Source organism: Candidatus Contubernalis alkalaceticus, from assembly GCF_022558445.1.
Classification (GTDB): domain Bacteria; phylum Bacillota; class Dethiobacteria; order SKNC01; family SKNC01; genus Contubernalis; species Contubernalis alkaliaceticus.
The window spans coordinates 1530699-1543240 of sequence record NZ_CP054699.1 but is presented as its reverse complement, the minus strand read 5'-3'; the positions used below and the strand labels follow the sequence as shown (position 1 = coordinate 1543240).

Genomic DNA, 12542 nt, shown 5'->3' with positions numbered 1-12542 from the left:
ATAGATTAGTTTTTTAATCCCTCCACAAATAATCGTGTATTATATTTCATCATTTCAATATAGGTTTCCGCACCGCTGCCTGCTGGACCCAGAGCATCTGTAAATACTTCCCCGGCTATTTGAACCCCGGTCTCCCGGGAGACCGTTTCCATGTATCTCTGATCCACTGTGGTTTCCACAAACAAAGCAGGTATTTGATTATTTCTAACCAATTCTACCACTCGGGAAATCTGCTGAGGAGTCCCCTCCTCATGGGAGTTCAATTCCCAAATGCCCTCAGTTTGAAAACCGTACGCTTCTCCGTAATACTTGTAAGCATTTTCACTAACTACGATAACCCGATTATTTTCTGGAATTTCTACTGTTTCACTTCGAATCCATGCATCCAGTTCCTCCAACTGCAGCAAATAATCTGCCGTGTTTTCTCTGTATGCTCTTTCTCCACCAGGGTCCAGTTCTATAATAGACTCCATTATATTTTCCACGTATTTCATCATTATTACGGCATCTAGCCAGGCATGGGGGTCCGGAGCATCATCTCCTTCCAGGGGGATTGCTTTAATTCCTGCTGTGACCGAAATTATAGGAGTTTCTGTTACCCTTGCAAACGCATCCTTCATACTCCCCTCCAGGCCCATACCATTAATAAATATTATATCGGCATCGGTGGCCATCCTCATTTCTCCCGGCAGTAGTTCGTAATCTTCAGGGTTTTCACCAATAGGAACAATATATTGGACATTTCCTCGATCTCTTACTATATTTTCCACTACATCTGCCAAGATAGAGAAACTGGTAACCACCTTCAAATGCTTTTCTTTTAATTCCCCGTTTTGTTCTAATGAGCTCCCGCAGCCCCCTAACCCTAAGGATACAATAATTAAAGATAAAATAAGATAGGTTGTAATAACATTCTTTTTTAACAAGATATGACCTCCAATAATATTTTTAAATTTGCTAATACCTTAACTTTCCATCTCTAAAATTATTCAATTGGTTCTATACCCCTGCCCTCCAAACCCGATATTTTTGCACTAAAAGCCCCTGTTTTGGTGATAAGAAGAAGCTCAAAGCAAAAAGAAGTGAAGCAACCATTACGATGGAGGCTCCAGTGGCCACATCAAAAATGAAAGAAAGGTAGACTCCCGTTACTGCTGAAACAATACCAAACACAGCGGATAAAGCCAGCATAGAAGGCAGACGTTCTGTTAACAAATAAGCTGTAGCACCCGGTGCAATAAACATGGCTACCACCAGGACAATTCCTACCGTTTTAAGAGAGGCAACAGTAACCAGTGAAAGAAGAAGCATCATCAGATAGTGAATAATATTGGTGGGAACTCCCACAGCACGAGCCATTATTGGATCGAAGGTGCTTAAAAGAATCTGTTTATAAAAAAGGAAAATACAGCCCACCACCAAAAGCCCTATAATTAATATCAGCATAAGGTCCTCCCGGGATACTGCCAGCACATTACCAAATAGTATATGCCACAGATCTACCCCGGTTCCTCTCTGCAGGGTAATTAAAATCACTCCCAACGCAAAGGCGGAGGTAAACATCAAGCCAATAGCAGTATCATCCTTTAATTTGCTGTTTTGAGTAATATAACCTATTGCTATTGAGGTTAGAACACCCGTAATGACCGCTCCAATAAAGATGCTAAAACCAAAGATATAAGCTGCAGCAACGCCTGGCAGAACAGCATGGGAAATTGCATCACCCATCAGAGCCATTCCCCTAAGTATAATAAAACAACCAATGAATCCACAGATGGTTCCAACCATGATCCCACCTGCCATAGCATTCTGTAAATAACTATAGTTCATCAGAGAGTCTATAAAAAAATGTAGGCTATCCATCATCCGTTAACCACCATTAGTTTGTCAGAACCAGAAAAAGTAGATACCCTACCTTCATATGCCTCCCTCAGAGTCTCTTCCCGAAAAACCATATCTTTACTGCCAAATGCCACTAGACGATTCTTTAAAAGAACCAGAGTATCGAAGTATATTTCTGCCTTACTTAAGTCATGGTGTACTACAAAGATGCTCTTCCCCTGGTCCCGCAAACCCTTTAGAAGATCCATGATCATACTTTCTGAAGACATATCAATTCCGGCAAAAGGTTCGTCGAGGAAAAAGAGCTCCGCTTCTTGTGCCAAAGCCCTGGCTAAAAAAACTCTCTGCAGCTGTCCACCGGAAAGCTGACCGATCTGTCGATGCCTATAGGCAATCATATCAACTTCTTCTAAACTTTCCGTCACCACCTTTCGATCATTTTTCCTGGGCATTCCCCACCAGGTCAAATGAGGAAAACGGCCCATCATCACTACATCTTCAACAGAGACAGGGAAATCCAGGTTGATGTCGTTCCTTTGAGGAACATAAGCAATTTTTCTGCGGGCGCTGCCAACTGAACCGTTTAAAATCTTAACTTCTCCCCGGTCTATGGCCATCAGGCCCAAAATAGACTTCAACAGGGTTGATTTGCCAGCACCATTAGGACCGATAATGCCCACTAACTGGCCGGCTCCCACAGAAAAAGATATGTTTTCAAAAACTTTTTTTCCACTGTAAGATACAGTTAAATTGTTTACTTTTACTTTAACTTCCATGTTTTTTTAAGCCTCCTTATTCTGTTTATCCAAAAAAAATAGCGGTGTGAAAAAATGTTAACCCCGGCTAATACTTTAGCTAAAATCATTATATTAAGTAACGACATTTTTGGTGTTTGTCTACCTGTAAGAACCTGTAGACATGAATAAATAATTTCCTGCATATTAATTCCTTAAGGGGGTTACCAGATGAAAGATGAAAATGAGAAATTTTACACTGCCAGGGGTTATGAAATAACAGCGGACAAAGATATGCTGACCCCCAGTATGGAAGACTACATCGAAATGATCTACCGCCTGAGCCAATCCAGCGGATATACCCGGGTAAATGATCTGTCTGAAAAGCTAAACGTGCAGCCTCCATCAGTAACCCGAATGATGAAAAAACTCCATGAAAAATCTTTGCTGAATTATGAAAAATATGGAATGATACAATTAACAGAGGAAGGAAAAAGAATGGGGAAATTCTTTCTGGACCGTCACAATACTCTGAAAGAATTTTTTCTGCTGCTGGGTATTGAAGACCAAGTACAAAAAGAGGTAGAACAGATTGAACACCATATTAGCTGGGGATCCTTCCTGATTATTAATCGTTTTGTGAATTTTTTAAAAAATAGACCTGAGATCATTAATGAATTCAAAAATATTTGATCAAGTAAACTTAAGATAATTAAAAATCCCTAAAACAAGTTGACTATTGTTGACATTTTTTAAAAATTTGTATTATAATTAAGATGTAAAAAAAAAAATAACTCCGAGTCTTGTAGACCTAAAGGTAAAACCTACGGTACTAGACCGATAGGGTGTCACTGGAAACGGTGGTGCCTCCCGTTGAGGAAAGGAGAACCATAAAGGCAGCTCATAAATGAGCCGGTTAATATGCTTTTGTGCGTCTTGTTTAGGCGCTTTTTTATTTTATTGAATATTTCCCTAAGCACTTTTATAAAAAGCCTTTAAGTTCGGCTCCTTGTTCTTTTGTGCAGGGGTTTTTTATTAAAAAATATTTCTTATGTTGAATAATTTACTAGCACTCATCCAGATATGCCCTAAATTAAAGGAGAGGATTAAAAGTGTTTGTTGAAAAACTTTTAAAAATTTTTTGGAACCAAAAAATCCCTCCGTTATTTACCTATTGCCTGCTGGTCCTGATTATAATATTTAGCACAATGGTTGGTTGTGAACAGGTTGCCTCGGCCCCGGCATCAAATGAGTTTATCCTCCTGGCCACCACCACCAGCACATATGACTCCGGCCTACTGGATTATATGCTTCCAGCCTTTGAAGAAAAATATGGTATTGAAGTCAGGGTTCTTCCTAAGGGAACAGGACAAGCCCTGGAACTAGGCAAAGGAGGAGACGTGGACGTTCTTTTGGTACACGACCGAAGTTCTGAATTAAAAATGGTAGAAGAAGGCTTTTTTGTGGATAGATACGATGTTATGTTCAACGACTTCATTATTGTCGGGCCGACTAAAGATCCTGCCGGCATAAAAGAGATTGATGAGGTCAAAGAGGCTTTAAAAGCTATAATCCAGGGCAATCATACTTTTATTTCCAGAGGTGATAACTCCGGCACTCACAGCATGGAACTTTCTCTTTGGGAAGCAGCAGGGATTTCCAATTTCGGAGAAGGTTATAAATCTGTAGGTCAGGGCATGGGGGATACCCTGCGCATAACCGATGAACAGGAGGGCTACACCCTGACGGATCGTGCCACATATATTGCCCTCAAGGAAACCCTGGAAGTTGATATCCTGCTGGAGGGAGACCAAACCCTTTTCAATCAGTATGGTATTATGGCAGTAAACCCGAAAAAACACTCTCATAATAAGTATGAAAGTGCTTTGAAGTTAATTGAGTTTTTTATGTCAGAAGAGGGACAGCAGATGATTACCGATTATAAGCTGCAGGGAGAAGTTCTGTTCTTCCCAGGGATGTGCCTGAAATATTAAATACAAACACTATATTAACTCAATACATGGAGAGTGGTTCTTTGAATCAATTTGCAGCAGGTATCATAGAAGCATTTAAGTTAATATTCAGCCTGGATCCGTACCTCATGGAAATTGTAATATTATCCCTAACTGTTTCGGGTATGGCAGTGATCATCAGCACTATGATCGGAGTTCCCCTGGGTACTTACCTGGGCATGAGACCCGAAGAAAAAACGGGTTTCATAAGTAGGATACTGTACACCCTGATGGGAATGCCTCCAGTGGTTGCTGGACTGTTAATTTACATGCTTATTGCCAGGCGTGGCCCTTTAGGTCCTCTTGGTATTCTGTATACACCCACAGCTATGGTGGTAGTCCAGGTTTTTCTAGCTCTACCCATCGTAGTGGGGTTAACTATGCTTGCCATTCGCAGCCAGGGAAAAGAAGTAGAGGAAACCGCCCTTACCTTAGGCGCCGCACCAATACTAACAGCCTGGACAGTAATTCGAGAATCCAAGGTTTCCTTATTGGGCGCCATAGTAACGGGTTTTGGACGAATTATTGCTGAGGTAGGGGCCGTCATGATTGTAGGGGGAAATATTCAGGGACACACCCGGGTTATGACCACTGCCATCGTCCTTGAAACCAGCAAAGGTAATTTTGAACTGGCAATTGGGCTAGGAATCATTTTATTAACTATCTTCTTTATTATCAATTCTGTTATGTACCGCTTTCAGAAGGGGGGGGGACGTCATCCCTGGTAAAAAAGGCCTAATTCAAGTAAAAAACCTGACTAAAGTATATAATCGGGAAGTATTAAACATACAGGACATGACCATCAATGAAGGAAAAATATACGGGATAATAGGGCCCAGTGGCTGTGGAAAAAGTACCCTTCTTCGCCTACTTAACCTGCTTATTAAACCAACCACCGGCACCATCAGCTTTAATGAAAGTTCAGTTCCTTTAAATAGGTCTACTGCTCTATCTTTCCGCAGAAAAATGACTCTGGTATTCCAAAATCCCACACTTTTTAAGACCTCAGTGAGGGAAAATATTGCCTACGGGCTGAAAGCCCGAGGAATAAACGGGGAAGAAATTCACAAAAAAGTATCTCTTTTGCTAGAAAAAATTGGCCTGCAGGAAGTTGCCGATCAGCAGGCACTTTCCCTCTCCGGAGGAGAGGCACAGCGGGTGGCCCTGGCACGGGCGGTGGCTTTTGATCCAAAAATATTACTACTGGACGAACCTACGGCAAACCTGGACCCTACAAATGTAGAAGTAATTGAAAATCTAGTGGTAGAGCTGAATAAAACCCTGGGTATTACCATTATCATAGTTACTCACAATATTTTTCAGGCCCGACGGATTACCGACTGCACCATTTTTCTGTACGATGGAAAAATTGTAGAAATGGATGACACAGAAAAAATATTCACCTCTCCCCAGGACCCAAGGACAAAAGCATTTGTCGAGGGCCGTATGATTTATTAACGGTTTTCTGTTTTGTCAAGGGGACGGTTCCATCTTTACCAGAGCGTATCGGAGGTCGAAGACCTGGAGGATGAAACCGTCTCTATGGCTTAGAGATGTAGTTCATAATAAGTAACTTTTCGCTGTAATGCTTGAGAATAATTCAAATAAACCCATATCAGGGAGGCATGATATATTTTGAAGCTTTATGGATGCAACAGATATCTATGTGATAACTGCGGAGCAGGCAACAACACCAGAACTTACGCCCTGGGCAGTAAAGGAACAGCCTGCAATTGTGAAAGGATTATTACCCTATGTGACAGATGCAGAGAAAGGCTGCTGGAATTGCTGGAGGATGAAACAAAAATCTCTGATATTAGACTAAATTCTTAAGAAACCGGTTGACATTTTTTTTAACTTCGTATTATAATTAGTTTGAAATTACATAACTCCGAGTCTAACAGTTCTAAGGGTTTATACCTAAGGCTACAGACCGATAGGGTGCTGCTGGAAACGGCGATGCCTCCCGTTGAGGAAAGGAGAATCATAAAGGCAGCTCATAAATGAGCCGGTTAATATGCTTTTGTGCGTCTTGTTTAGGACGCTTTTTTTATTGCATATTACTGTTACTTTACATAATGTCTTAAACTGAACTCCCCTTCCTTTACAGTATGGGAGTTTTTTTTGAGCCAAAAATTTATCATGTTATAACATGCACTGTATTTTAACAAAAAATGAAAACAAAGCCCTAGTGAATAAAGGGGGTGCTTTAAAAAGCTTACATACTAAATGGTCAATACAGGAGCATTTATTTAGAAAGTTTCTATAAAAGCAAGAAAAAAGATAAACCCGAAAGGGTAGGACAATAAGAGAAAAAGCATAATTAAATTTCTATAAAAGAGGAGGAAAAATCTTTGAAACAAATTAAAATGATTTTCTGTATTACCTTGTGTATGCTGTTATTTTTTGGCTTAGCAGTGGGCTGCGGACAGGATGCTCCTGTAGAGGATAATACCACTGCGCAGCCGGAAGAAAATAGAGAAGAAGCTTCTAACAATGGTGAGAATGAGAATGAAGAAGATCCTGCGGAAGAGTCCACCTGGGAATTTACTATTTCATGGGCTGATGGAGAGGCTTTATTTACCATAGAGGAACTGAAGGAAATGCAAAGAGTAACCCTTACAGCAGAAGTGAAAGAAGAGACCAATGAATATACCGGCGTTATACTTAAAAACTTACTGGAAAAAGCCAATATTAAGGAAGCAGCAGAAGTTACCCTGGTGGCAGCTGATGGTTACTCCGCCGCCCTGGAGGGAGATACAGCTTTTTCCGACAATACCATTATTGCTTTTAAAATAAATGGGGAGGCACTGGAAGATAAGTCAGCCCCTATCATGCTGGTCACTACAGAAGCTTCTCCTCAGGTCTGGGTTGGGCAGCTAAAAACAATTAAGGTGGAATAAAATTTGAAGGTCCAAAAGGATGTTTTTTAGAATTTTAGAACCGGGGGATACTGCGATGAAAAAAGGTTTTTTGAAAAAATTCTCCATGTTTGACCTGGTTATTATAACAATGATGGCTGCCCTGGGAGTAGCCATAAAACCTATCATAGTTCCCCTGGCCCATATTATCACCGGGCCCTTCTTTATCCCGGGTGGGGTAATAGCCGGAGGTTTTTATATGCTCTGGATCGTGCTGGGGCACGGTCTGGTCAACAAACGGGGGACCGGGACATTAATTGGGGTTATACAGGCGATTCTGGTAATATCCATGGGTATTTTCGGAACTCACGGGGCCATCAGCATTATTACCTATGTAGCCCCGGGAATTATGGTAGACCTTTTGTATATCATTTTAAGAGGTGGAGTCAATTCCCCTTTGAACGCTTTTTTAGGAGGCGTAGCAGCTAATGTTACGGGAACGGTACTGGTGACCATTGTCTTTTTTAGACTGCCTTTAATCCCTCTCCTTTTAAGCCTCAGCGCAGCCTCCCTTTCCGGGGGACTGGGGGGACTGGTTGCCTTCAGGCTGATTAAACAGTTACAAAAGTTTAATATCGGCGTCGCGCCTTAAATAACTGATATATTAATGGACAGGAGGAAATGGAAAATGAAGGGAAGAATACTGACACTTATCGTAGTCGCCCTGCTCATAACAGTAGGAGGGTTGGCATATTTGAACCAGAAACAACTGACTCATACAGACCAAAATTCTGAAAACCCATCGGTAATGATTAAGGCGGACGGCGAGGAAACAGGTGTCATTACATTAGAGGAAATAAAAGCCCTGGGAGAAGTAGAATTCGTGACTACCCTACGCTCCAGCGGTAAACCACCTTCTGACCATACTTATAAAGGTGTACCCCTAAAGGAGGTCATCCTTGCTGTAGACAAGACCCTGCTGGAGCAGGGAGAGCAGGTAACAGCCCAAGCTGTAGACGGTTACGTAGTGGCTTATACGGTAGAGGAAGTCATGGAAAGCGAACACATTTACCTGGTATACCAGCAGGAGGGTGAACCCTTAAAGAGTAAAAATGAGGGAGGCTCAGGTCCCTTCCTGGTGCTTGCCCGGCAGGACGAATTTGGCCAGCGCTGGTGCAAATTTACCGTGGAAATAAACATTCAGTAAGATGCCGTTATAAATAATTTTTGTAGGACAATATAATAAACATAAGAAGGTAGGGACAATAATGGTCCTTGAAGTAAAAAGGCTGACCTTTTATTACCAGAAGGATGGTAGAAGGATAATCGATAATATCAGCTTTAGTATGGGGGCAGGAGAAATCTTAGGAGTAATCGGCCTCAGCGGCTGTGGCAAGAGCACCCTGTGCATGGCTCTGTGCGGAATTATCCCCCACAGCCATCAGGGTTTTATGGAAGGAGATGTATTGTTATTTGGGGAGAACACCCGAGACATGTCCATTCCCAATATCGCTTCCCGAGTGGGAATCGTCTTCCAGGATCCTGAGACCCAGCTATTTCTCCCCGTGATTCGAAATGAACTGGCCTTTGGCCCCGAAAATCTCTGCTTCCCCCGGGAAAAAATTCTCCAGGTGGTGGAGAGAACATCAGAAATGACGGAAATTAAAGATCTGCTGTCAGGTAACCCTAACGAGATATCCGGAGGGCAGCAGCAGATTACAGCCTTAGCCGCTGTTCTCTGCTTAAATCCGGAAATATTAATTCTGGACGAAGCGGCCTCACAGCTGGACGGCAAAAACAGCGATAGAATATTGGAAATTGTCCTCCGGCTAAAAGAAAAAGGGAAAACGGTAATCATGGTGGACCACAACCTGGACAGGCTGAAAATTGCCGACCGGGTTATGGCTTTAAAAGACGGTAGAATACTTAGCCTGGAGCCGGTGGATAAGGTACTTCAAAATAAAGAAATGTTAAAAGATTGTTATTATCAGACGGCGGCGAGGTGATTTTCTTGAATTTTATTAACCTGCAGGGGGTGAGCTATGCATACCCCCGGAAGGAAGAAGTCTTTTCCGATCTTTCTTTCAGCATCAAAACTGGTGATACGGTAGCCCTCAATGGCCCTAATGGCTGCGGGAAAACCACCCTGGGAAAAGTGATCATGGGTATATATCAACCTACCAGAGGAAAGGTCCTGCTGGAGGGTAAAAAAATGCAGGAACTGAGCCTGGGAGAAATAGGGCAGAGGCTGGGGTATATATTTCAAAACCCTGAAAAACAAATATTTACCCCTTCGGTTCAGGAGGAAGTCAGTTTCGGCCTGCGCTACCGGGGCTTGGAAGAGAAAGAGATCGAGAACAAGGTTGAAGCAATGCTAAGCTACTTCGACCTGCAGCACTGTCGGGATAATTTCCCTTTTAACCTGAGCCAGGGGGAAAAGCAGAGGCTGGTAATTGCGGCTATCCTGGCCCTGGAGCCGAAATTTATAATTTTCGATGAACCCACCACCGGTCTGGATTACGTAAGAAAACACAAGTTTGCAGAACTGCTGCACCGGATTAAAGAAAAAGGCGTGGGATATATCTTAATCAGCCATGATTATGAATTCAGCCAAAGCTGCACAAACCGAACCTTGAGTATGAAAGAGGGGAAAATCTATGAGCAGTAACGGAATGAAGGATAACCTGGATCCCCGTTCAATCATCACCATGGTGCTGGTGGTTTCAACCCTGGCCATCCTGATACGAGAGGTAATTTGGCTGTTTGCCATCCTGGCCACTACACTGGCACTGCTTAAGATATTTGGCATTAAAGTGATGCAGGTTTTTCCCCGGCTAAAACGATTTATATCCCTTTTCTTCTTTTTATTAATTGTACAAAGCATATTTGCACCATCAGGACAACCCCTGCTGGTGATTAAAGGAATACAGGTAATTACCATGGGCGGCATAATTACCGGCGTGTCCGTAATATTGAGGATGATGATTATTATAACCAGCGCCATGCTGCTCATTACGGTAAACCCCACCAAAATGGTGTTGGGATTGACCCGCTGGCGGATTCCTTACGAGATTGCCTATATGGTATTATTAGCTGCCCGATTTCTACCTATTTTCATAGAGGAAATGAAGGATGCCCTGGTAGCCGTACAGCTCCGAGGGGTTCCCCTGAAAAACATTCCTCTGGGTGAAAAGCTAAAGGTATACAGCTATATTCTAATGCCTGTGGTAGCCGGAGCAATCCTGAAAGCTAAAAAAACTGCGGTAGCCATGGAGGCCAGGGCCTTCCGGGCACACTCCAGGCGAACTTATATCGATGAAATTTCCCTGGGGAAAAAAGATTACGGAGTAATCATTACATGCCTTTTCCTGGGCGTGCTCTGTTATTCCGCATACTTATGGAGGTGGTTATAAAATGAAGGTTTTTTCTGTTTTTGGGATTACCCAATCAGGCAAAACTACCACTGTTGAAAAAATTATAACAGAATTAAGGCGGCGAAGGTACACGGTGGGTTCTGTAAAAGATATCCATTTCGAAGACTTTGCTATCGATACTGAGGGGACCAATACAGACCGACACAAAAAAGCAGGGGCCCAGTTGGTCACCGCCCGGGGCCTTTTTGAAACAGACATCCTTTTTCCCTCCCAACTGCCGGTGGAAAAAATCCTGGAGTTTTACGACCATGATTTTGTAGTCCTGGAAGGAGTTTCTGACTACAACGTCCCCAAAATTGTCTGCGGTCATACCACAAAAGAACTGGATGAAAGAATCAATCCATCTGTCTTTGCCATCTCCGGAGTGATATCCAATGAATTAACAGAGTACCAAGGCCTCCCGGCCTTTAACGCTGTGGAAGACATTGATTCCCTGGTGGATTATATTGAAAAAAAAGTATTTCCCAAACTGCCCAATGTGGCTCCGGAATGCTGCGGACTCTGCGGACTCAGCTGTGAAAAACTGCTGTATGCCATACTCAGTGGAGAAAAAAAACGGGGCGACTGTCTCCTGGACAGCAGTCAAGTTAAACTTACCATAAACAATCAGGAAATTTCCATGGTAGAATTCGTGCAAGAAATTTTAACAAAGACAGTGGTGGGCCTGGTATCCACCCTGGATGGCTACAAAAAATATGGGGAAATTCATCTGGAAATCAGCCAGAAGGGAGAAGAGGATGATACCCAATAAAGAAATTAGTGCTCCTCTGGAGGAAAAGTTTATTAAACAGTGGGAAATAAAGGAGTATTGTCTGATTAAAAAGTTCAAAAGTAAAAAAAACCAGGTTTACTTAATAAAAGCCGAAATGGAATCCGGGTTAACAGAAAGTTTTGTTTTAAAAGAATATGCTGACGGGACAAAAGATATGGAAAAAGAAGCCAGTATTCTTCATAAACTCCAGGAAAAGAAAATCCATGCTCCAATACTTTACTATATGGGAAAGAAGCACATTGTCATGGAGTATATTCAAGGTCAGCTGTTTTTAGATTTTTTTGAGGAAATGGAAATGGCCGGGCCTCTGGAAAAGGAAGCCTGGCATACCGCCTGCGCTACAGCATCCTCCCTGGCCTATTGGTTTAAAAATTTTTATAAAGTAATGGAAAACCATTATGGGAAGACCATGATAATGTATGATATAAATTTAAGAAATTTTATTATAAGAGATGAAATTTATGGATTTGATTTTGAGGACTGCCGCCTGGGAAAAAAGGAAACAGACACAGGCAGGCTTTGCGCCTACTTACTTACTTATGAACCGGCTTTTACAGATTGGAAGAAAGAATTAGTAAGAGAGTTTTTTATAATATTTACCAAAAACCTTGATCTTGACCCTTCATTGGTAAAAGAAGAAATGTTCAAAGAACTAGAATCTATATCTCAAAGAAGGAAACTAGTTTATCCGATGGAATTTAAAACATGATGCACATTCTGTGCTTCACGCCTAAGAGAGATTAAATACTGTGCAAAACATAAAACAGGTAACAATGGGACATTATAAAAATATTATGAACTATTAAATATTGCTTTAAGATATGTTAATTATAGAAGGATTTACAATTGGATGAAAAGAACAGTATAAGAAGAAGGAAAAATAAAAG

16 protein-coding genes and 2 riboswitches are annotated in these 12542 nt (G+C 41.8%); of the genes, 13 read left to right on the top strand and 3 right to left on the bottom strand.

The window, feature by feature from the left end; all coding sequences use genetic code 11:
* Positions 1–5: 5 nt before the first annotated feature.
* The 3 genes from HUE98_RS07530 to HUE98_RS07520 all read right to left on the bottom strand — a co-directional run bounded on the left by HUE98_RS07530 (position 6) and on the right by HUE98_RS07520 (position 2618).
* Positions 6–926 carry a metal ABC transporter solute-binding protein, Zn/Mn family gene (locus tag HUE98_RS07530; RefSeq protein WP_241423235.1) on the bottom strand — a complete coding sequence of 307 codons (921 nt, stop codon included), beginning with the start codon at positions 924–926 and terminating at the stop codon, positions 6–8.
* A 73-nt stretch (positions 927–999) separates the two neighbouring features.
* Complete coding sequence (locus tag HUE98_RS07525) at positions 1000–1863, bottom strand: metal ABC transporter permease (RefSeq protein WP_318036548.1); 864 nt, start codon at positions 1861–1863, stop codon at positions 1000–1002.
* A complete protein-coding gene (locus HUE98_RS07520) occupies positions 1863–2618 on the bottom strand; it encodes a metal ABC transporter ATP-binding protein (protein WP_241423233.1) in 756 nt (251 codons plus the stop codon). The genes HUE98_RS07525 and HUE98_RS07520 overlap by 1 nt, the downstream gene beginning before the upstream one ends.
* 189 nt (positions 2619–2807) lie before the next feature.
* Here HUE98_RS07520 and mntR point away from each other — a divergent pair, with 189 nt between their 5' ends.
* The 13 genes from mntR (at position 2808) to HUE98_RS07455 (ending at position 12364) form a co-directional block, all read left to right on the top strand.
* Positions 2808–3269 carry a transcriptional regulator MntR gene (mntR, locus tag HUE98_RS07515; RefSeq protein ID WP_241423232.1) on the top strand — a complete coding sequence of 154 codons (462 nt, stop codon included), beginning with the start codon at positions 2808–2810 and terminating at the stop codon, positions 3267–3269.
* Between the two features lie 89 nt (positions 3270–3358).
* Positions 3359–3478, top strand: a riboswitch (molybdenum cofactor riboswitch).
* A 210-nt stretch (positions 3479–3688) separates the two neighbouring features.
* Entirely contained in the window at positions 3689–4570 is an 882-nt protein-coding gene (locus tag HUE98_RS07510; protein ID WP_241423231.1) for a substrate-binding domain-containing protein, read from the top strand.
* 41 nt (positions 4571–4611) lie between these two features.
* Entirely contained in the window at positions 4612–5316 is a 705-nt protein-coding gene (locus tag HUE98_RS07505) for an ABC transporter permease (protein ID WP_241423230.1), read from the top strand.
* Positions 5267–6046 (top strand): ABC transporter ATP-binding protein, encoded by a 780-nt coding sequence (locus HUE98_RS07500; protein WP_318036547.1) that lies wholly within the window; start codon positions 5267–5269, stop codon positions 6044–6046. The genes HUE98_RS07505 and HUE98_RS07500 overlap by 50 nt, the downstream gene beginning before the upstream one ends.
* A gap of 177 nt (positions 6047–6223) precedes the next feature.
* The gene (locus HUE98_RS07495) at positions 6224–6421 is read left to right on the top strand and encodes a hypothetical protein (protein ID WP_241423228.1); all 198 of its coding nucleotides are present in this window, start codon (positions 6224–6226) and stop codon (positions 6419–6421) included.
* A gap of 44 nt (positions 6422–6465) precedes the next feature.
* Positions 6466–6586: riboswitch (molybdenum cofactor riboswitch) on the top strand.
* A 356-nt stretch (positions 6587–6942) separates the two neighbouring features.
* Entirely contained in the window at positions 6943–7491 is a 549-nt protein-coding gene (locus HUE98_RS07490; protein ID WP_241423227.1) for a molybdopterin-dependent oxidoreductase, read from the top strand.
* Positions 7492–7546: 55 nt separating this feature from the next.
* The gene (locus tag HUE98_RS07485) at positions 7547–8101 is read left to right on the top strand and encodes an ECF transporter S component (protein WP_241423226.1); all 555 of its coding nucleotides are present in this window, start codon (positions 7547–7549) and stop codon (positions 8099–8101) included.
* 36 nt (positions 8102–8137) lie between these two features.
* Entirely contained in the window at positions 8138–8656 is a 519-nt protein-coding gene (locus HUE98_RS07480; RefSeq protein WP_241423225.1) for a molybdopterin-dependent oxidoreductase, read from the top strand.
* 61 nt (positions 8657–8717) lie between these two features.
* Positions 8718–9455, top strand: coding sequence for an energy-coupling factor ABC transporter ATP-binding protein (locus HUE98_RS07475; RefSeq protein ID WP_241423224.1), 738 nt, complete (start codon positions 8718–8720; stop codon positions 9453–9455).
* 5 nt (positions 9456–9460) lie between these two features.
* Complete coding sequence (locus tag HUE98_RS07470) at positions 9461–10117, top strand: energy-coupling factor ABC transporter ATP-binding protein (RefSeq protein WP_241423223.1); 657 nt, start codon at positions 9461–9463, stop codon at positions 10115–10117.
* On the top strand, positions 10107–10862 hold the full coding sequence (locus HUE98_RS07465; protein WP_241423222.1) for an energy-coupling factor transporter transmembrane component T family protein: 756 nt from the start codon (positions 10107–10109) through the stop codon (positions 10860–10862). The genes HUE98_RS07470 and HUE98_RS07465 overlap by 11 nt, the downstream gene beginning before the upstream one ends.
* 1 nt (position 10863) lies before the next feature.
* The gene (gene mobB / locus HUE98_RS07460; protein ID WP_241423221.1) at positions 10864–11634 is read left to right on the top strand and encodes a molybdopterin-guanine dinucleotide biosynthesis protein B; all 771 of its coding nucleotides are present in this window, start codon (positions 10864–10866) and stop codon (positions 11632–11634) included.
* The gene (locus HUE98_RS07455) at positions 11621–12364 is read left to right on the top strand and encodes a BUD32 family EKC/KEOPS complex subunit (protein ID WP_241423220.1); all 744 of its coding nucleotides are present in this window, start codon (positions 11621–11623) and stop codon (positions 12362–12364) included. The genes mobB and HUE98_RS07455 overlap by 14 nt, the downstream gene beginning before the upstream one ends.
* Positions 12365–12542 lie beyond the last annotated feature (178 nt).